This window comes from Sabulibacter ruber, assembly GCF_017355955.1.
Classification (GTDB): Bacteria; Bacteroidota; Bacteroidia; order Cytophagales; family Hymenobacteraceae; genus Nibribacter; species Nibribacter ruber_A.
The window spans coordinates 661,989-682,902 of record NZ_JAFFID010000001.1; the positions used below are offsets into that span (position 1 = coordinate 661,989).

Sequence of the window (20,914 nt, forward strand, 5' to 3'; positions counted from 1 at the left end):
CTTATAATAAACCTTAACAATTTTCATATTTTAGTAAATAGCACAATTGTCAAAATTTATTATTTTTAAATTTGAATTCGCAACAAGATTTCCATAACCATTCCACTGGTCCTAGTCTATAACAGGAAGTCCACCATTTAGAAATAATTACTTGAGTAAAGAAGAAGAACAATGTTATTAAAAGAGGAACATATAGATTTTCAAGCTTGAATAGATACTTAAATAAGTATTCAAATAAGAAAAGAAAATAAACAGACTGAGCAACATAATTTGTTAACCCAGTTTTACCTAAAGGAATTAACCAACTTGTCAATTTTTTAAAGACTTTAATTCTATTACTTAAAACAACTACTAAACTAACGTATATACAAGCCAATGTAAGGTTTTGCAAAGGAACTATCGTAGCTTCATAAGCTAATGAAGTCACATTAATCAACTCAAACTCTTTACCTAATGAGAAGCAAAATTTTATAAAGAATGAAATGATCATAGCCTTTATAAAGTAGTGCTCATGGTTTACCAAATCATTGAAAAGTTTCAATCTTCCAACAAAGTACCCAAATATAAATAAGCTTAAGATCATTGGTAAACGTCCAGAAAACACTTGAAAAGGGAGCTTTGCTGGAATTAAACATCCATTAGACTCTATACTTTTAAAAAATTGTATCAAATCTTCGGAATAAAATATCGCAATACTACTTAGAACCCAGAATACAAGACTAACTATAGGCAAAATTTTGGTTTTACATTCACTAAATAGAACCAAAATCAATCCACAAAATGCATAGATTTGAAGTATGTCAAAGTTATAAATTTCATTGTGCAATACTCCAATTATTAGAAGAAGTAGCATTTTCCACAAGAATTTAAATACAAAACTTCTTTTATTATTTCCTTTTTCATTTTGGATTGCAAAAATTAAACCAAAAATAAAAGAGAAAATTGTAAAAAATTTTCGTTCAATAAATAAATTCACTACAAATAAAAGTAAATTATCTATATAGCCTAGCTCCTTCACGTAACTTTGTGGAGAAGATTTGTAAAAAGAATACACACAATGGGCAATAATAATTCCAAACAAGGAAATACCTCTTAAAGCATCAATTACCTCTATCCTATTTTTTGAGTTATTTGGTTTTCTGTAAATCGGTTCTGTCTTGTATTGAACAGCAGTATGTATAAAGGGTAGCATTATATATATCTTCTTCTTGTTTCAGATAGATAAATAAATTAGTTGATCTCAATCAATGAATTCAATAAAGATTGAATAGCTCTAGACAAACTTGACTAGACATATTATGTTTCTACTTAACTCACCAAAATGGTTGAGGATATAATATTTCTAAATATGAACATGGAAGCATTACCCACATATAAAATTTACTTTCAAGTTGCTACTTGTATAAATATATAAGTTTAACTATATAAAACAAAATAAATTATTTAAAATTTTATATTAACTTACGTTTACATCTTGATGACACACCATAATTGAAATAAACCATGCCCTACCCCCCATTTGCAATAAATTCATTTACAACAACTTAGAATACAAACAAGACACACTTCATCAGGGTAAATATGTTCTCTGATTCAAAAAGACTTCTTGACCTGCTTAATTTCTGCATGGTTTTTACCATTAAGCTTCTTGGCTCTACTTCAGCGGCTTGTGTTCTTCTTTAGACCGTAAAATGGTGATTGGGCATCAAACTAAAAGTTCATTCTACATTCCTCTATCTTCTGACCATACAAACAATCCTTCTATTGTTTGTTATATGTGGGATAGTCCTCTCAGGATTGCGTATATTTGCACCCGCTTCTGAAAAGGGCCTGTTTTCCTGAAATCAGCCCCAAAGCGCATACATCAACCTTAGAAAATAGACCAACCTTATTTATATGGGACTTCGTTGTGGAATAGTGGGTTTGCCAAACGTGGGTAAATCTACGCTGTTCAATGCCTTGTCAAACGCCAAAGCCGAGTCGGCTAACTACCCTTTCTGTACCATTGAACCGAACGTGGGCGTGATCACCGTGCCCGATGAGCGTCTGCAGATTCTGGAGGAATTGGTGCACCCGGAGCGGGTGGTACCTACCGTCATGGAATTTGTGGACATTGCCGGTCTGGTAAAAGGCGCCAGCAAAGGCGAAGGCTTGGGCAATAAATTCCTGGCCAACATCAGAGAGGTAGACGCCGTCATTCACGTGGTGCGCTGCTTTGATGACCCTAACATTGTACACGTGGCAGGTGGCGTTGACCCGGTGTTTGACAAAGACGTGATTGACACCGAGCTGCAACTGAAAGACTTGGAATCCCTTGACAAGAAAATTGCCAAGGTAGAGCGTACCGCCAAATCCGGCGATGCCAAAGCCAAAAAAGAATACGCCAGCCTGCAGCGCTTCAAAGACCACCTGGAAAGCGGCAAGAACGCCCGTTCTTTAGATTACTCAGAAGAGGATTTAGAAGCCGTGGCAGACCTTCAGTTGCTTACCATTAAGCCCGTAATTTATGTGGCCAACGTAGACGAAGAGTCTATCCAGACCGGCAACAAGTTCCTGGATGCGCTGAAAGAGCACGTGAAAGACGAGAAGGCCCAGGTAGTGGTTATCTCAGCCGCCATTGAAGCCCAGATCGCTGATTTCAATGATCCTGAGGAAAAGGAGATGTTCCTGTCTGAGTACGGCCTTAAAGAATCGGGCCTGAACCAATTAATCAGAGCTTCCTATGCCCTGCTGGACCTGATCACGTACTTTACCGCCGGGGTGAAAGAAGTACGGGCCTGGACCATCCGGAAAGGCTGGAAAGCTCCGCAGGCGGCCGGCGTGATTCACTCAGACTTTGAGAAAGGCTTCATCCGGGCAGAGGTGATCAAGCTCAAAGATTACATGGAGTACAAGACCGAGGCTAAAATAAAAGAAGCCGGTAAAATGGCGCTGGAAGGCAAAGATTACGTGGTGCAAGACGGTGATATCATGCACTTTAGATTCAACGTCTAAGTTGTAAAGACCTTAAACCTAAAAAGGAGAACCCAAAATGTTCTCCTTTTTTTTATATATACTTCTATATAGACATCTGCTCATACAGGCTATTTTTCCTTCAAATTTGTTCTATTAGTCAATTCAATTTTATGAATAATCAAGTTTTTACAAATTTTAAATCGCTGCCTATCTGAGATTTACCTAATATTAGAATTTATTTTTATTCATTATGGGCAACATTTTACTGAAAAACCGGTAAATATGTGCAGAATACTATATTACAACTCTGTAAACACTATGAAAAAAACATTACTTAAAGCTTCTGTACTCGGCGGTTTACTGCTGGCTATGGTGGCTCCCACTGAGTCAGTGGGTCAATCTGCAGATCGACGAACCAGCATTTCGTTGTATGGCAGCAACATCCAGGCCCGCACCAATCTTCGCAATGATATCTGGGACATGAGCAATGGTTCCTGGGGCGGAGGTTTAGGAATAAACCGCTATCTCTCTCCTTCCTTTGACTTGTCATTGCAGCTGAACTACTTCAACCTGAAGCAGGATGTTGGCAACTTCACCTTCAACGGTGGTACCGGTACCATGCGCTTTGACGATGAAATTGGTACAGCTAACCTGGGCTTGAAACTGAAGCTGAACAATGGCAAGATCCTGAAGGAAGATGCTTTCATTGGGCCTTACCTGATTGGTAGCGTGGGCGCTCAGTACGCCAGCGTTGAAGCCTACTACCCAACCGGGGCTACCCCGGCCACTTATGATGAAGGTATCCTGCGCATGAACTATGCCGGTGGAGCCGGTATCAACTTCAGAATCTCTGATGCGTTTGGCATCTTTGTGCAAAGTACCTTCAACTACCCTACCACTGACCTGATTGACGGTATCAAATACCGCGACACAGATGAGTTGAATGACCGTTACCTGCAGCACTCAGCTGGTATCTCCTTTGGCTTAGGCAAAGCGAAAGATACTGACGGCGATGGTGTTTCTGACAGAAGAGACGAATGTCCGGATACTCCGGCTGGCGTACAGGTAGACAAAAAAGGTTGTCCATTGGATGGTGACGGCGACGGCGTTCCAGATTACCAAGACCAATGCCCAACTGAGGCCGGTACTGCTGCCTTGCAAGGTTGCCCAGATAAAGACGGTGACGGCGTACGTGACTCAGAAGACGAATGTCCAGACCAAGCTGGTCCTGCCGCTACAAGAGGTTGCCCAGATGCTGACGGCGACGGCGTAGCTGACAAAAACGACAAATGCCCAGGCACTCCAGCCGGTACTCGTGTAGACGCCAGCGGATGTCCATTGGTAGTTGACCGCGATAACGACGGCGTGAACGATGACGTTGACCGTTGCCCAGATGTAGCTGGTTCTGCCGCTAACATGGGTTGCCCAGGCTTGGATGCTGCTGACAGCACTTACATGGCCCGCGTTCCAAAAATCGAGTTCGAGTTCAACAGAGCCGTTCTGAAGAGAACCTCTTACCCAACTCTGGACAGAATCGCGACCATGCTGGGTAAATATCCGCACTACAACCTGCGTATCTCCGGCCACGCTGACCACATTGGTTCTAACGAGTACAACCAGGAGCTGTCAGTTCGCAGAGCTGAGGCTGCCAAGTCTTACTTCACAAACCAAAAAGGTATCAGCTCTGACCGTGTGATCACTGAAGGATTTGGCGAAGAGCGTCCAATCGCTCCTAACACCACCAACGCCGGCCGTGCTAGAAACCGCCGTGCTGAGTTCCGTCTATTCATCCAGTAATGGAAGAAAGACCCAGATAAATCTTAGAAAATGCCCCGCCTTTTGGTGGGGCATTTTTATTTTAGGCCTGTTTTACAGAAAACTATGGAAAAAGAACAAAAACCAGAAGTTTGGCTCAGAGGCCCTCTCCCCGATGTACCTGCCCTGCTGCAGCCTGCCGCGCATGCGCTTCTGCAGGCCCGCGAAGAAGTGGAACGCTATATGCAGGACTTCCCCGAACATCTACTGTGGGAGAAACCGGCCGGGTTAGCCTCTGTGGGCTTCCATCTGCAGCACCTCACCGGTGTGTTGCACCGCCTGCTTACGTATGCCAGAGGAGAAGCCCTTTCAGAAGAAGCTTTGGCATATCTAAAATCAGAAGGTACGGCACCCGCTACCGGAGGGTCTGTACAGGAGTTAGTGCAGGCTTTCTCGCTACAGGTTGAAAAAGCCGTAGACCAGTTGAAGAACACAGATCCTGCTACCCTCACGGAAGTACGCGGTGTAGGCCGGGCCCAGATTCCGTCCACGGTTGGTGGTTTGCTTTTTCATGCCGCAGAGCACACCATGCGGCACCTGGGTCAGTTGCTGGTTACCTCCCGGGTTCTGCGGGCAGGGGTTCAGACAGCGAGATAGAGGAATTTTTCCCATCGCTGGACTTTGAGTGAGTAGTCTGCGGAGTGCTGATGTTTGGTTTAATCTATATAGCATAGCGGCCAGAGGCCGCCACATAACTCACACTCGCCAGAGGCGAGCGAGGGATAGGTTTACTGATTGTGCCATTTATAAGAACAAGAACGTTTTTTACCCTTTATAATTGAAACGGCAGTAAAACAGAAATGCCCGCAACTTGCGGGCATTTCTGTTTTACTGCCGTTTTCTGAAAACTAGGCCTTAAACGGTTTAGTTGTAATCTGGCAGCAGGTTGTACACTTCGCCGTATTCCAGCATTTGTTGCGTAAAGTTGTCTGGGTACACCAGCAGCACATCCACAATTTTCCCGTCCTTCACTACCGGGGTTAGCTTAGGCTGAATAAAGCCCTGGTACGGTGCAATGTCTAGTTTGCTGTAGCGCTGTAACACTTCCTTGTGCAGGGCAGGGTCAACGTTTACGCCGTAGGTTTCAACCAGTTTCTCGGCGGCCTTGAAGTCTCCCTCAGACGTGATGCGCTGGGTTTCGCGCAGTAATTGCCCAAACAGCTCACGCAGCTTCTGGTAGTCGTTGATCTTGTAGTAGGTCTTGCCCTGGCGGGAAACACGCTCAATCACATTGTCCTTTTTCCCTTTCTCAAAAGCCCAGGCGGCCACCATCTGGCGGTTGCGCATGTGGTCTTCCTCAATCTTTTCGCCGGGCGCAATGCGAGACAACTGTGTCATCAGTCCGTTCCGGATGTAGGCATCGTATTCGGCTTTACCGGCCTCCAGAGAAGGCATTACGCCAATCTCTACCAGTTTAGGGTCCATCACGTAGTAAAGCGCTACAAGATCGGCACGGCCTTCTTCAATGGTACTGGCGTAGTTTTTCAGGGTCTGCTTGGGCGTACCCACGCCCGGATTGATCTGCCCCGATGCGTGCCCGATAACCTCGTGCATATCGGTGTGCAGGTCGCTGGCCAGGGAACCGTACTTTTTGGCGCGGTCAATCTCTTCCTGGCTAAATGCGAACTCGCTTAAAGTGCTTCCGCCAGTGTTGGCAGATTCATTGTACGCGTGCACAATGTTGCCCAGGTTCACCGATTTGGAGCCATGTTCTTTCCTGATCCAGTTTGCGTTAGGCAGGTTAATCCCGATGGGCGTAGCAGGTGCGGCATCGCCGGCCTCCACCACTGTGGTAATCACCTTGGCGGTAATGCCCACCACATTCTTTTTCTTGTGCTGTGGCAACAGCGGCGAGTTGTCTTCAAACCACTGCGCCTGGTCCCCAATGGCCTTGATGCGCTTGGTGGCCTCCTCGTCTCTGAACGACACCACCGATTCATAGGAACCTTTGATGCCCAGCGGGTCGTCGTACACCTCAATGAAACCGTTCACCACATCTACCTTGGAGTTCACGTCTTTGACCCAGGCAATATTATAGTCATCAAACACCTTCAGGTCGCCGGTGCGGTAGAACTCTACCAGTTTCTGGAGGGCTAGTCGCTGTTGGTCGTTTTCGGCAACGGTAACGGCTTTCTCCAGCCAGAACACAATACGCTCAATGGCCGCGCCGTACATGCCGTCTACTTTCCAGGGTTTCTCCACTAGCTGGCCATTTTCCTTCACCACCTTGGAGTTGAGGCCGTGCGATATTGGTCTGGGATCGTTCTTGTTTGTTTGCTTGGCGTAGAAGGCCTCCACCTCTTTCTGGCTTACCCCTTCATAGAAGTTAACCGCCGAGGTTTTGATCAGGTCCTGATTGGCGGCTTTATTGACCTGTTTGGCATCCAGGTTCGGATCAAACAGAATGGGCGTGATCCACTTTATGAATGCCTCCACGGTTTCGCCCTGCTTCAAGGGTAGCTGATTGGCCGGCACTTTCCGGATAGAAGTGGCCAAAAACTCCTGGCTGAACTCCGGCAAAATCTTGTTGGCCGAGTAGTGGTGGTGAATACCGTTGGAGAACCAAAAGCGCTTGGTGTACACCATGAACTTCTCCCAATCCGGCGAGGTAGACCGATCACGCTTGTTCTTCACCACCGCGTCCAGGGTGCGGCGGATGCGCAGGTTATGCTTGTAGTTCTGGTCATAGATAATATCGCGGCCCGACAGCGCGGCTTCGTACAGGTAATACAGCAATTCCTTTTGCTGCGCCGATAGATTCTCGAAGCCCGGTACGCGGTATCGCAGAATGCGCAGATCGGCAAATTGATCGGCCACATAATTGAAATTAGCATCGTCCAGGATGACCTGCGGCGGAGAGGTCTGCACCGCCGAAACCATGTTGGTATTGGCAACGGCACTTGCCTCGCCCGGCATCCGGGTCACCGGGGCGGCGTTGGAAGCAGTAGGAGTTGAATTCTTCGCACAGCCACCCGCCAGCATAGCTGCCAGCAGGAGCGCCGATACGGTAACAGGCGTTTTTTTCATATTTGCGTGTTTCTAAACGGGTCTAAAAGTAAAGAATAACCCAGAGGCAGGCAAAAACCACTCCTGTTAGCCACAGGATTCCAGATTTTCTTTGTTTTAAGGCTATTTTCTGGAAAATGGCTGAAAAACGCCGGGCTTTACGTGACTATTGCCACGGTTATTCCTTATCTCTGAGATAACGAAAAATCAGGGGAAAGAAATACCTTTGGGTAAAAGAGACTTATGTTGAAGTCTATTGCTGCTCCGCGTTACATGGCCATCCAATCAGACCGCTTCTTCTCAAGCCGTTTTTTGCCTCTTTTCCTGATTCTTGGCCTGTTCCTGGTGTATGCCGTTTTTCCTACCCAAAACCCCACGTCAGATTCCCTGGATTATGCAGCCTGTGTAAAGTGGCAGGTAGACCTATGGCAACCGCACCATCTGCTTTACAACATCTCAGGGCTGGGAATTTATACTTTGCTGCAAAATACAGGCATTGCTGTGGCTCCGCTGGAGTTGCTTCAGCTGCTGAATAGTTGCTTTGCGGGTGCCTCTCTCTTTGTTTTGTGGCGTATTTTGGCGCAGTTACAACCAGATGCAAGAATACAGGCCGGATTGGTTTTCCTGGCCGGAGCCAGTTTTGGCACGATGCGGTACGCAACCGAAAACGAAACCTACATCTTACCCATCTTCTTTTCCGCTCTAGGCAGTTATTTCTGGTGTAAGTATCAAACCACCAGAAAAATCGAGTACATTCTAGGAAGCAGTTTCTGGGCTGCCGTAGCCTGTCTGTACCACCAGGTCCATTTCTTCTGGTGGCTAGGTCTACTCCTGTCGGTTGGAATCACCTCGGGGTGGAACTGGAAAAAGATTAGCTGGTTTGTTTTGCCCGCTGGTGTAGTGCCCTTAGGATATGCAGTTGTTATGGCCCTTCAGCACATCCCCTATTCGCAAGCACCTAGGTTTGTCTTTCTGGACTTCTACAAAGGTGAAGTAGAAAGCGCTATCACCTACAAGAACTTTCTACTGACGGGTATCTCCTTAATCCGCACGTTTCTGGAAGTACACGGCCGATTATATTATTTAGGAAAGCAGAATCTATTTTACATAATTCCTGCACTAGTCACCAGCTTTCTTTTCAGCCTTGCCTTCAGAAGCTACTTACGCACCCGTAGAAACCTTGCCCTTCTCCATCCATCCTCCTTCTGGACCCATGCTGCTATTCTAGGCATGCAACTGCTGTTTGCCTGGTTTGCCGTGGGAAATGCCGAATTCATGGTCATGGTTCCTATTCTCCTGGCCATCAGCCTTGGTAGCATTAAGATAGAGCACCCTGGAAACCTGTTTCTGCTGGGCACCAGCCTGCTGTTATGGAACTTGGCCTATGCTGTCCTCCCGTCGTATTTTTACACGTATACCAATCATGCCTGTACGTTGGCTTATGTGAAACAACACCCGCAGGCCGTTCTTTTGCTTGAAGACAAGAATGCCTTTGATACCTACCTCTTCTATCATACCGGCAAGTATCATCCCAATGCTTATGAAATCTCAGCACCCGCACCGGTTTTAAGGGAAACTGTTGCTAAAGCCATTCAAGCCAACCAACCCGTAGTAACCGACTTTCCTGCTGAATCTTCCATCATGAACCGGGCCTGGTTCCTCAACAGTAGAAACAGGGCTGAATTCTTTTCAAGTTACCAGCTTGCTCCCACTACTTCCTGCTCTACCCTATTTGGAAATAAAGGCCTGTACCTGGTGAAAACAAAGCATAATTCACCACACCAATAGGTTTTTTTTTACCTGAATTTACAAAATCCAGACAGCAGCCAAACCTCCATTCTATGTAGCATAAACTACTTGAATATAGCTCTTTACTTCTTCTGAAAGAATGAGTACCTTAAAGTAAAAAAGAGCCATGGCTGCAATTCATCACCTGCTAGACGAGTACGCCGAAAGCCACCGCAACGGCACCAACAAACTCATCCACTGGATCTGCGTTCCCGCCATCATGATCAGCCTGGTGGGGTTGATTTGGTCTATCCCCGTTCCTGAGTTCTTCCGGGAGCTGCCGTTCATCTTCAACTGGGGCATTCTGTTTGTGCTGCTGTGCATGGTGTACTACATAGCGCTTTCCCCCAGCCTGGCGGTGGGCATGATCCTGGTCACGGCTTTCTTTCTCTGGATTGTCTACCAACTGGACCAGGCCGAGCAACTGCCGCTTTGGGCTTTCTGCCTCATCATCTTTGTGGTGGCCTGGATTGGTCAGTTCATCGGGCATAAGATTGAAGGCAAGAAACCATCCTTCCTGAAAGACCTCCAGTTCCTGCTCATCGGCCCGGTGTGGTTGTTGAGCTTCATTTACCAAAAGCTTGGACTACGGTATTAACTCCCAGCCTTCTGTAAGCTAGAATTCCACTTAACAGAAACCAAGCCTCCGCGGAAGATCGTTGGTTTTGCCTGATTTCAGAAAAAACACCCTAAAAACCTGTTTGTCAGGAGAAAGGCAACCCTTCCTGCATTTGGGCCGTCTTGATTCAAGAAGTTTAGAGTTGCTTCCTTACCTTTGCGCCGATTTAGAACCTCTTGAAAAAACTTGCCACCATATTGCTGCTACTGGTGATGCTGTCTCAGGCATTCAGTAAGTTCTTTATTGTGCTGGACTACGAGGCCAACAAAGATTTCATATCCAAGGTGCTTTGCATTAACCGCGAGAAGCCGCAGATGAAATGCCACGGCAAGTGCTACCTGGCCAAAAAGCTCAAAAAGGCCGAGCAGACCCAGGACCCTACCAACCAGAAAAGCCAGAAACAAAAGCAGGAGATTACGCTTTACTACCAGCCTTTGGTTGCCGCAAACACACTTAGAATTCCTCACCAGTACCAGCAGTTCACTTCTACGTCGGCAGGAAGGCCAATAGGTGTTCATCTTTCTGTCTTCCACCCACCAAAGTTTACAGTGTAAGGAAAATTTACTTCGGCACCTTTTCGCCGAAGCGGATAGCCGTGTCCGGCATGTGCCCGGGACTTGCTGCTGTACCTGCATTTTCTACACTGTAATATTATTTCCATGCAAAAAAGACTTTTTGCCGGCATCTGTACGCTCCTGATGCTGGTGCACTACGCCCATGCCCAAATCACGGTAAAGGGACGGGTGCTGGATGCCTATACCAAAGAAGCCCTGGTAGGTGCCTCGGTCCAACTGGCCCAGAATACCACCGGAACCATTACCGGAACCGACGGTAGCTTTACCCTAAAAACCGAGCAAATGCCTAAAGAACTAATAGTTTCCTACCTGGGCTACAACACCCGGCAAGTACCACTACAAGAAAACTTTACCCTGGTTTCCTTAACGCCCACCTCCAACCAACTGAACCAGGTTATTGTCTCGGCCAGTAGGCAGGCTCAGGCCAGAACCGAGGCGCCCGTGGCCATCAGCACGATCTCCAGCCAGGTGTTGCAGGAAACCAAAGCCACCACGCTGGACCAGGTCCTCAACAAGGTAAGTGGCGTGTACATGGTGAACCTGGGCAACGAGCAGCACACCATGGCCATCCGGCAACCCATTGGCTACAAAAGCCTTTTCCTGTACCTGGAAGACGGCATTCCTATCCGTACCTCCGGTGATTTCAACCACAACGCGCTCATTGAGATCAACATGGCGGCCTTGAAGAACATTGAGGTCATACGTGGTCCGGCCTCCTCGCTGTACGGGAGCGAAGCCATTGGCGGGGCTGTCAATTTCATCACGCAGGCTCCGGCTCCGGTACCCACCGCTAAAGTACAGGTGGAAGGCAGCAACCAGGGCTACCGCAGAACCGATTTCAGCGTGTCCAATACCTACGGGAAGGTGGGCATCTTTGCCGGAGGCTACTACGCCGCGCAACGGGACGGCATCATCAGCCACAGCGATTTTGACAAGCTGGCGTTCACCCTTCGGGCCGATTACCGCATCAGTGACCGCAGCAAACTGACCACCTCGGGCAGCCTGGTGGACTACCAAACCGACCAAACCGGCGGCCTGGACAGCACCCGATTCTTCCGGAAAGAGTACAGTAGCCTGCACACCTTCACCTACCGCAAGGTCAACGCCCTGCGCCTCAGAAGCACCCTGGAACACGCCTGGGATGCCTCTAACCAAACCCAGGCTACCCTGTTCTTCCGGAACAACGCCATCGGGCAGAACCCGTTCTACGCCATCGGGAACGTGCAGGGCAATGCCCGCAAAGCCAAAGGCGAGATCAACGAAGACGCTTTCACCAGCTACGGCCTTATTGCGCAGCACCGCAAGTCTTTCTCGTTTCTGAACGCCAGCCTCATTGCTGGCGTCAGTGCCGATTACAGCCCCGCCACCTACACCGCCCGGTTCATTGACATAGATCGGGACGAAAACGGCCTGTACACCGGCTACACCTCCTCTGATTCGCTTCTTACCCACTACTCCGTGGATCTGCTGAACACCGCCGTTAACGCCCACGCCGAGATCTCCCCGCTGGAGCGCCTGAAACTGGTGGCGGCCCTTCGGTACGACCGGATGGACTATACCTTTGACAACTTCCTACCGCCCTCCGCGTTCACCGGCGCCCCCGATGAGGAAAACGGTTACCGGCAATTCTCGCCCAAGCTGGGCCTGACCTATGACTTCGGGAAAAGTCAGGGAATTTACGCCAATTACAGCCTGGGTTTTGCGCCGCCGCAGATCACTGAACTATACCGCGGCGTAAAAGTGCCCACCCTGCAACCCTCTGATTTCAGCAGCTACGAAGTGGGAGGCTGGTGGAGTTTCTTGCAGCACAGAGCCTACCTGGATGTGAGCTTGTACCAGATGGACGGCAAAGACGAGATCATCTCGGTGCGGTTGGACGATGGTTCCTACCAAAACCAGAACACCGGCCGTACCCGCCACCGCGGCATTGAATACACCCTGAACTATGCCCCTTCTGAGGCACTCTCCTTTAGAGTAAGCGGCACCAATGCCCAGCACTGGTTTCTGACCTACGTGGAGCGCGGCGCCGATTACTCCGGCAACGAGATGGCCACCGCGCCCCGGTTCATCGGCAATGCCGAAGTCACCTACCGTCCGGCTTTTCTGAAAGGTTTCCGTGTGGGACTGGAATGGCAGCGCGTAGGCAAATACTACATGGACCCCGTGAACTCTGAATATTACGGCGGGTATCACCTGTTCAATACCCGGGTGGGCTACACCTACAAAGGCTTTGAAGCGTGGGTGAACGCCATCAACCTCACTGATAAACTTTACGCCACCACGGTAGACAAATACTCTTATGGCAAGAGCTATCGGCAAGGCGTGCCGCGCACCTTCAACGTGGGCGTGGGGTATCAATTCATTGGAAAAGGAGGCTGAGAATAACCTCAACCAACTTACCAGATTAGTTTAGCTGAAGCTTGGTTTACAGCTGTTTTACAGAAAGTAAGCTAAAAACAAGCACAGGCATTTACCTCATTTTTTTCGCAAAGACTTTATGCACTACCCATACCGCATTACTACCCTTCTATCTTTTTTGTGCTTCCTGTGGCTGGCAGGTTGTCATTCCAAAGCCGCGCAGGAGGTACCATCAGAAAACCGGATTTCCCTGGCAAACCTGAAAGCCTCCTGCCCTTATCTCACACAGGACCAGCAAGGCAATCCGGTGCTGTGTTGGGTACAGGCGCAGGACACCACGGGCAATTACCTACTCATGTACGCACGTTCAAAGGATGGCGGCACCACCTTTGGGGAACCCATGACGGTGCCTACCTCTCAGGGCGTGTATCCGCACGATGAGAACCTGTCCAAGATCCTGTTCAAGAAGAACGGCGACATTCTGGCCATGTTTGCCGTGCAGAACCCCAACCCCGAGAACAGCTACGCCGGTCTGGTGAAATACACCCAATCGTTTGACGGGGGGAAAACCTGGACCGACCCTAAGCAACTGGCGCAGGATGCCGAAAACAGCATTGACGAACGCTACTTTGACATCGCCTTGCTGCCCACCGGCGAAATTGCTGCCATCTGGCTGGACTCCCGCAAGAACACGCCCAAGGAAGGTTCCAGCCTCTACTTCTCCAGCACCTCCGGCCGAAACGGGTTCACCTACGAGAAAGTCATTGACCAGCAGCTCTGCCAATGCTGCCGCACCGATCTGTTCGTGGACGGCACCGGCCAACTCCACGCCGCCTACCGGGCCATCCTAAACGACAGCATCCGGGATATGATGCACTTGGTTTCCGCGGATAACGGGCAGACCTTCGCTCCCCGAGAACGCATCAGCGTAGATAATTGGACTATCAAAGGCTGTCCGCACACCGGCCCTACCCTGGCCTGGAACCAAAGCGGACTGCACGCGGCCTGGTATACCATGGGCGGCGGCAGCGGGGTCTTCTACAGCCATAAAACTTCAGCAAACACCTTTGCCCCCAGAGAGCAAGTAAGTCAACTTCCCTCGGCCAAACACCCGCAGCTCACCAGCTTCGGGGAAAACCAACTGGCGTTGGTGTGGGATGAGCAGGTGCCTAATTCCAAGTTGTTCAACAGCCGAATTGGGTTACAGGTGAGGGATGCCTCGGGTAAAACCGTGTTGCAGACGTATCTTACCTCAGACGCCACCAGCGCTACCCACCCGGTGGTGATGGGGCTTAGTGCGTCTAAAATCCTTGTGGCTTACACGCAGAAGCAGGACAAGAAAAGCGAGGTCTGGTATAAAGTGGTGGAGACTTCTGCTAAGAAAGAGTTGTAAGCCTTTACCAAAGGGAAGTAATTGGTAAATCGTTTAGGTCCTGTTTTCAAGAAAACAGGACCTAAATAGGAAGAAGGTGGTTTATTTAATTCTAATTAAGTTGCCCTGAACTCTTGCGTTTAGAAGGTGTTTTGCATCTTATTAGCCTATGGAGGGACGTACCCTTTCATCCAGGCAGATGACGTCGTTGCAGTGCAACGACGCTACATATCTGGACTGTAGCGACGTTACACTGTAACGTCGTACGCATTCCAAAAGAACATCAACCAACGCCGTTCGCTATCAAGGAATTAGATTCTTACCCCAGAAGAGAAACCGTTTACACCAACTAAAAAGCGAATCGGGTCTACATTTTGAAATGTAGCCCCGATTCGCTTTTTAGTGAATTTCCATTCTTTCCTACTATGGCGCTGTTGGTTCACGGCGAGTCTGGAGACTCGCGACATCTCAAGTCACGAGACCTTAGTCTCGCGCCAGGAAAGGAAGAACAACTCTCAAGATTCTGACCGTAGTATTTCCAAAGGTGATTGGTTAACCACGCTTCGGCTGTTGAACAAGCCTATCAATACCGTAAGCAGGGAGATCATCAGGAACAGGATCAATACCGGCCAGGGTTGCGGGGTGAAGCTGGTTTCAAAGGAATACTTAGCCAGGGCCCAGCTCCCGATGAGGGAAAGCACAATGCCGGTTCCTGCCGCTAAGGCACCCAAAAAGAAGTACTCAAGGGCTGTGATGGCGAAAATCTGTTTCTTGCTAGCCCCAATGGTTCGGAGCAACACGCTCTCCTGCATGCGCTGGTACTTGCTGATGAGCACCGAGGCTACCAGTACCACTAAACCGGTGATGATGCTGAATGCCGCCATGAACCGGATCACAAAGCCAATCTTATCCATGAGTTCGTCCATAACGCTCAAAATCAACTCAAGGTCAATGATAGAAATGTTGGGGAACTGGCGCACCACCGCCTGCTGAAACTTAGCCGAGGCCTCGGCTGAAGGCACTTTGGTGATGAGCACGTGGAATTGCGGGGCTTCCTCCAGCACGCCCACCGGAAAGACCACCCGGAAATTGGTTTGGATGCGGTTCCAGTCTACTTCGCGCAGGCTGCCCACCACCGTAGGAATAAGCGCGCCCTGTACGTTGAACACTATCTGGTCGCCCACTTTCACCTTGATGCGCTCGGCATAGTTGTTCTCAATGGATACGTAAATGGTGTCGGATGGCGAATTTACTTTGCCCAGCCAGGTTCCATCGGTAATCCGTTCAGAATCCATCAGCACACTTCTGAACGTGGACCGGATCTCGCGCTGGAAGGCCCTGGGAGATACGCCTGAGGTACTGTCTTCCAAAGCTTTCTCGGCGGTTAACCCGTTGATTTCCTCAATGCGCATGGTCACAATGGGCACTTGTTGAATGACAGGTAACCCCTGCTGTTTGGTAAGCGACGCCACGGCTGCCCGTTGGCCTTGTTGAATGTCAAACAGCACCATGTTGGGCTGGTTTTCGCGGGCGGCCAGGGTCACTCTGTTCATGAGAATGGTTTGCACAAAGTACAGCGTGCAGATGAAAGCCGTACCTAAGCCAATGGAGACTATCAGAATGAGGGTCTGGTTGTTAGGTCGGAACAGGTTAGCCAAGCCTTGCCGCCAGAGATAGCTCCAGGACTCCGGGAAGAACCGGCGCACGGCCCACATCAGCGCTGCCGCAATACCCGCTAAGACAATGAATCCGCCCAGGACGCCTAAGGTAAAGTAGCCCGCCTCTTTCAGGTTCTGGGTCTGCAGGTAAGTGAACCCGAAGATGAACAACAGAATAAGGGCGTAGACCAGCCATTTAAGCGGGTCTTTGAACATGCCGGTACTCTCCAGCGAGATTCGTAAGGTGTTCAACGGTGAAACGTTCCTAACGCTCACCAGGGGCAGCAAGGCAAACAGCAGGGAAATAATTAATCCTAACCCGATGGCCTGGAAAATCGCCAGCCAGGAGATACCAACCGTGATGTCAATGGGCAACAAATCTTCCAGCACTTTGGGCAACAACTGCTGCACCACGGTACCCAGCACCGCCCCAATGATGGAGCCCAGCAACCCGATGCCCAGTATCTGAATCAGGTAAATCAAAAAGGCCTGTACCGCACTTACGCCCATGCAACGGAGAATGGCAATAGACCGGAGCTTCTCCCTAATGTACACGTGTATGGCACTGGCCACGCCAATACTGCCCAGAAGCAAGGCAATAAACCCAACCAGCGCCAGGAAATTGGTAAGGTCCTGCAAAGAACGTCCCATGTCTTCGCGCTGCGTCTCTATGGTCTCGGTGTTCAGGGCTTCTTTCTCCAGCCTGGGCTCCAACTTCTTGACCAGTTGCTGCACATCGGTTTGGTTACCGAACTTGTAGTAGAACAGGTAATTGATGCGGCTGCCCTTTTGCTCCAGACCGGTTTGGGGCAGATACCGCAGCGGGATGTACACCGCCGGAGCTACCGTGGCGGAGATACCCGTTTGCCCTGGCGCTTTGTTCAGGATTCCCACAATCTGGAAAGTCACCTCTCCTACTTTGATGGAGTCTCCTACCCGGGCATCAAACTGCAGCATGAGGGTTTTGTCAACGATTGCCTGTTGCCCTTCCCGGAAATTCTGCGCCGCCGATGCCGGTACCGTCTCCAATTCCCCGTAATACGGGAATTGCCCTTCCAACGCCCTGATCTGTACCAAACGGGTTCCCTGGTTTTTGGGGAACAGGATCATGGACGCGAAACTGCGTTCCCGCGAACGCCGCGTGCCCAAGGAATCCAACAATGGCAACATTTTGGGATTAACCGGACGGTTGCTAGTAATGACCAGATCGGCGCCAATCAGTTCTTTGGCCTGGTCGTCTATGTCTTCGCGCAGGTTGTAGCCGAAGGAGAAAATTGCCACCAGCGCGGCAATGCCCAGGATAATGGATGAGATAAAAAGAAATAACCGTGAGCGATTGCGGCGGCTATCGCGCCAGGCCATTTTCACCAGCCACGGAAAATTAAGGTTTGTCATGTGTTAGAAGCGTTTGTACCCGTAAGAACCCCAACTGAGCCAATAGAGCCAGATCAACCCGGTTTTACCTGTGGTTTTCTGTTTTGGGGCTGTTTTTCCCATTTTCAATTAAAACCGGTTTGCTGGCCCAGCGTGCTGCCGGAGAAACTTTCGGTTCTTTCGTCTGAGATCAGTTTTCCGCCTTTCATGCGCAGGATGCGTTGGGTACGCGAAGCCAGCTCGGCATCATGGGTCACCAGCACCAGCGTGGTGCCGGCCTCGCGGTTCAGATCAAAAATGAGTTTCTCTACCCGTTCGCCCGTCTCGGCATCCAGGTTACCGGTGGGTTCATCGGCAAACAGAATCTTGGGCTTATTGGAAAAGGCCCGGGCCAAAGATACCCGCTGCTGCTCTCCTCCTGATAATTGCGCCGGATAATGGTGAGACCGGTTAGCCAGGCCGACTTTGTCAAGCAGGTCTATGGCTTGGGGTTTGATGTTCCGCTCACCTCTGAGTTCCAGCGGTACCATCACGTTTTCCAGGGCGGTAAGCGTGGGCAGCAGCTGGAAGTTCTGGAAGATGAACCCCACGTACTGATTACGGACCTGCGCCCGGGCGTCTTCGGTGAGGGTATCCAGGCGGATGCCGTTCAGCTCCACCATTCCGGAGGTAGATCGGTCAAGGCCGGCGCAAAGGCCCAGCAAGGTGGTTTTTCCGCTTCCGGAAGGACCCACAATGGAGATGGTAGAGCCTGCCTCCACCGAGAAATTGATGTTGTCCAGTACCGTAAGGGTTTGGCCGGTACTCTGGTAGGTTTTGGTAAGATCCTGAATATGAAGAATTGGCGTCACAAGCAGTTATTTGATGAGAAAGGAAATTGTTCTGGTAGCGTTAAAGTAGTCGGTAAATTACAGAACAGGTTTTATAATGCATTACGTAAACCTCAAACGCTTTAAACAAGTTATAAGTACTTTCTTTGTATGAGAACAAGAAAAAGCGAGAACATGTATAAACTTTCATTCCTGTACCTGTTGCTCTGTGCCTTTCTGTTTGCCGGTTGTTCTGGAAACAACGGCGGCGCGGGAGAAAATGAACCCGGCAAACAGAAAGACGCGGAGTCCAAGGCCCCCCAACCTATGAAAAACATCCTCTTCTTCGGCAACAGCCTTACCGCAGGGTACGGACTAAATCCTTCTGAGTCTTTCCCGGCGCTTATTCAGAAAAAAATAGATTCGCTGGATCTTCCTTACAAAGCCATCAATGCCGGCCTAAGCGGCGAGACCTCGGCGGGCGGTAAAAACCGGATAGACTGGCTCCTGCGCCAGCCCGTAGATGTGTTTGTGCTGGAACTGGGCGCCAACGACGGGTTAAGAGGCATTCCGCCAGCCGAGACCAAGCGCAACCTGCAGGCCATTGTGGACAAGGTAAGGGCCAAGTACCCAGACGCCAAACAGGTGATGCTGGGCATGGAGGTCCCCCCCAGCATGGGTGGCCGGTACGCCAGTGAGTTCAGGGTGATTTTCAGGCAACTGGCCACCGAGAACAACATGGCCCTGGTTCCTTTCCTGTTAGAAGGCGTTGGCGGAGTGCGCTCCCTGAACCAACCCGATGGGGTACACCCTACCGCCGCCGGGCAGAAAATACTGGCCAACAACGTGTGGGAAGTCTTGAAGGGAGTTTTGTAGATCCCTGCTTCTATTGCTAACGTGCCTCCGTTTCGGGGCTGGTTTCTTAAAATCAGCCCCGAAACGGAGGCACGCTTATTTAGTGGCTGCTATACAGTATATTCGGCTGAGCAATTCCGGTTATCAGCCCAAATTGAATTGTTAACCTGAGGTTTGAGCATGTGTGTATGGCTGATAATTGGGATTGGCTACGTTTATCTAGTAATTGTGCGCAAGCAATAAATTAGAAATTATATAACACGGCCTTTAAATGTGGTTTTCTAAACTTTTCAGAAAGAGGAATTATCTGGAAGAGCGGATTAAATACTTTTACGAAAACCCAGAACGGCTATTTGAAATTGAATTTGCTAATCATTCAGAAAACAAAAAGTCGGTTTGGGTAGAACCGACTTGCATTGAATTTGAACTTGATACTCAAACAGAATATAAAATAGTAACCCACGACAAGTTTGTAAGATTAGAATTTGACGGCGATGGTAACCTTATTTTCTATTTGCAACATAGTTTCGGGTTTAAGCTATATAAGCGACCTGCATCAAAAGAGGTAAAAAACCGACATGAGTGGGAGCCTGATAATGACACTTCAGAGATCAATTAAAAATGCCTCCGCACAACGCTTAAACGTCAGCTTGGGCTGATGGCTTCCGCCTTCGTTTACCCAAGTACGCTAGATTAAATTAATAAAAATAAATATAAATTGAGATTCAAATTTACAAAAATAGCTTTCACGCTTGGGGTACTGGTTTCAGGAACTGCCTGTAACCGACAAGAAAAATTTGATACTGAGAAGTGGTTGGTAAAGGTAGATATGGATTACCCGCACCGTGACTTGATGATTGATGATCTCATTAACAACCGACAAATAAAAGGATTGAAATACCAAGAGTTGGTTAAATTACTTGGAGAACCGCAGCGAAATTGGCAATCGGACTCAAACCAATACTACTATCAAATAGTGGAAGACTACGGTATGGACATAGACCCCGTCTATACAAAGAATTTAATGATTCGACTGCGAGATTCGGTAGTATGTGAAATTAAATTGCAAGAGTGGAAAAAATAACAGTAAGTGACAATACCTAAATATGTGCCTCGACTAACTGCCCTTGCCGTCTTTTATCAGAACAGCTGGTTATACCGTTTAAAGTAATTAGAAATTTGAGACAAAGGAAATTATATAGCGACATAAAACTAATTAATGGTTTTATAAAAGACTTGATATTAGTAGAGCAACAGAATGATGGTTGGATTGAAAGGTATTTAGATAATTTAACCGGCAAGGAATGGCTGAAATATCAAATTAACTCAGAGTATCATGGTGCAGGACAAATTAACCTTATTCAACTGCCAGAGCCTACAACCACTGAACTGATTGAAATTGCTTTAACCTCAGAATTTGAAGATGAGGCATCAGCAGCAGCGATTCGATTAAGAGATAATGAACAATATTTAGATACAGGTTTTCGGCAAGAGCTGATTAACAGGCTTAAAAAAATAGAATTAAAACAACTAACAGATAGAGAAATACAACGGATTAGGATGGTAATCAGCTATTCAGAACTTGACCATATTGAAAATAGAAGAGAAATAATCGGGAAGAGCTATCAAGAAATAGAGGAAGACTCTCGGTTTTTCAAATCAATGGCTGAGGAGGCTTACTCTATCCTAAAAAGATTGTAAAAAGAAATAATCTCTACTACCATCAACAG

The 20,914-nt window shown here is 48.5% G+C and carries 16 protein-coding genes; 12 read left to right on the forward strand and 4 right to left on the reverse strand.

What is annotated here, in order from left to right:
- Positions 1-49: 49 nt before the first annotated feature.
- Positions 50-1,192, reverse strand: a complete 1,143-nt coding sequence (locus tag JT719_RS02820) for a DUF418 domain-containing protein (RefSeq protein WP_207430880.1) — start codon at positions 1,190-1,192, stop codon at positions 50-52.
- Between the two features lie 704 nt (positions 1,193-1,896).
- Between JT719_RS02820 and ychF the strand changes: the two genes are divergently transcribed.
- The 3 genes from ychF (at position 1,897) to JT719_RS02835 (ending at position 5,367) form a co-directional block, all read left to right on the forward strand.
- A complete protein-coding gene (ychF, locus tag JT719_RS02825; RefSeq protein WP_207430881.1) occupies positions 1,897-2,994 on the forward strand; it encodes a redox-regulated ATPase YchF in 1,098 nt (365 codons plus the stop codon).
- Between the two features lie 279 nt (positions 2,995-3,273).
- A complete protein-coding gene (locus JT719_RS02830) occupies positions 3,274-4,752 on the forward strand; it encodes an OmpA family protein (protein ID WP_207430882.1) in 1,479 nt (492 codons plus the stop codon).
- A gap of 84 nt (positions 4,753-4,836) precedes the next feature.
- Positions 4,837-5,367 carry a DinB family protein gene (locus JT719_RS02835; protein WP_207430883.1) on the forward strand — a complete coding sequence of 177 codons (531 nt, stop codon included), beginning with the start codon at positions 4,837-4,839 and terminating at the stop codon, positions 5,365-5,367.
- 267 nt (positions 5,368-5,634) lie between these two features.
- Here the strand turns inward: JT719_RS02835 and JT719_RS02840 are convergent, their stop codons facing one another.
- The gene (locus tag JT719_RS02840; protein ID WP_242693055.1) at positions 5,635-7,797 is read right to left on the reverse strand and encodes a dipeptidyl peptidase 3; all 2,163 of its coding nucleotides are present in this window, start codon (positions 7,795-7,797) and stop codon (positions 5,635-5,637) included.
- A gap of 222 nt (positions 7,798-8,019) precedes the next feature.
- On the opposite strand from JT719_RS02840, the gene JT719_RS02845 reads away from it, so the two are divergent.
- The 5 genes from JT719_RS02845 (at position 8,020) to JT719_RS02865 (ending at position 14,509) form a co-directional block, all read left to right on the forward strand.
- Positions 8,020-9,564, forward strand: coding sequence for a hypothetical protein (locus JT719_RS02845; RefSeq protein ID WP_207430884.1), 1,545 nt, complete (start codon positions 8,020-8,022; stop codon positions 9,562-9,564).
- Between the two features lie 127 nt (positions 9,565-9,691).
- Complete coding sequence (locus JT719_RS02850; RefSeq protein WP_207430885.1) at positions 9,692-10,162, forward strand: Mpo1 family 2-hydroxy fatty acid dioxygenase; 471 nt, start codon at positions 9,692-9,694, stop codon at positions 10,160-10,162.
- Positions 10,163-10,359: 197 nt separating this feature from the next.
- The gene (locus JT719_RS02855) at positions 10,360-10,737 is read left to right on the forward strand and encodes a hypothetical protein (RefSeq protein WP_207430886.1); all 378 of its coding nucleotides are present in this window, start codon (positions 10,360-10,362) and stop codon (positions 10,735-10,737) included.
- A gap of 105 nt (positions 10,738-10,842) precedes the next feature.
- Positions 10,843-13,137, forward strand: coding sequence for a TonB-dependent receptor (locus tag JT719_RS02860; protein WP_207430887.1), 2,295 nt, complete (start codon positions 10,843-10,845; stop codon positions 13,135-13,137).
- Positions 13,138-13,255: 118 nt separating this feature from the next.
- Positions 13,256-14,509 carry a sialidase family protein gene (locus tag JT719_RS02865; protein WP_207430889.1) on the forward strand — a complete coding sequence of 418 codons (1,254 nt, stop codon included), beginning with the start codon at positions 13,256-13,258 and terminating at the stop codon, positions 14,507-14,509.
- Positions 14,510-15,003: 494 nt separating this feature from the next.
- Here the strand turns inward: JT719_RS02865 and JT719_RS02870 are convergent, their stop codons facing one another.
- Together JT719_RS02870 and JT719_RS02875 are read right to left on the reverse strand one after the other, a co-directional pair.
- Positions 15,004-17,541 carry an ABC transporter permease gene (locus JT719_RS02870; protein ID WP_242693056.1) on the reverse strand — a complete coding sequence of 846 codons (2,538 nt, stop codon included), beginning with the start codon at positions 17,539-17,541 and terminating at the stop codon, positions 15,004-15,006.
- 104 nt (positions 17,542-17,645) lie between these two features.
- Positions 17,646-18,371 (reverse strand): ATP-binding cassette domain-containing protein, encoded by a 726-nt coding sequence (locus tag JT719_RS02875; RefSeq protein ID WP_207430890.1) that lies wholly within the window; start codon positions 18,369-18,371, stop codon positions 17,646-17,648.
- Positions 18,372-18,524: 153 nt separating this feature from the next.
- On the opposite strand from JT719_RS02875, the gene JT719_RS02880 reads away from it, so the two are divergent.
- From JT719_RS02880 to JT719_RS02895, 4 genes are all read left to right on the forward strand, one after another.
- Entirely contained in the window at positions 18,525-19,205 is a 681-nt protein-coding gene (locus JT719_RS02880) for an arylesterase (RefSeq protein WP_207430891.1), read from the forward strand.
- A 250-nt stretch (positions 19,206-19,455) separates the two neighbouring features.
- Positions 19,456-19,803: a hypothetical protein gene (locus JT719_RS02885; protein ID WP_207430892.1), complete on the forward strand. Its 348-nt coding sequence runs from the start codon at positions 19,456-19,458 to the stop codon at positions 19,801-19,803.
- 99 nt (positions 19,804-19,902) lie between these two features.
- Entirely contained in the window at positions 19,903-20,268 is a 366-nt protein-coding gene (locus JT719_RS02890) for a hypothetical protein (RefSeq protein WP_207430893.1), read from the forward strand.
- Positions 20,269-20,420: 152 nt separating this feature from the next.
- Complete coding sequence (locus tag JT719_RS02895; protein WP_207430895.1) at positions 20,421-20,885, forward strand: hypothetical protein; 465 nt, start codon at positions 20,421-20,423, stop codon at positions 20,883-20,885.
- Positions 20,886-20,914 lie beyond the last annotated feature (29 nt).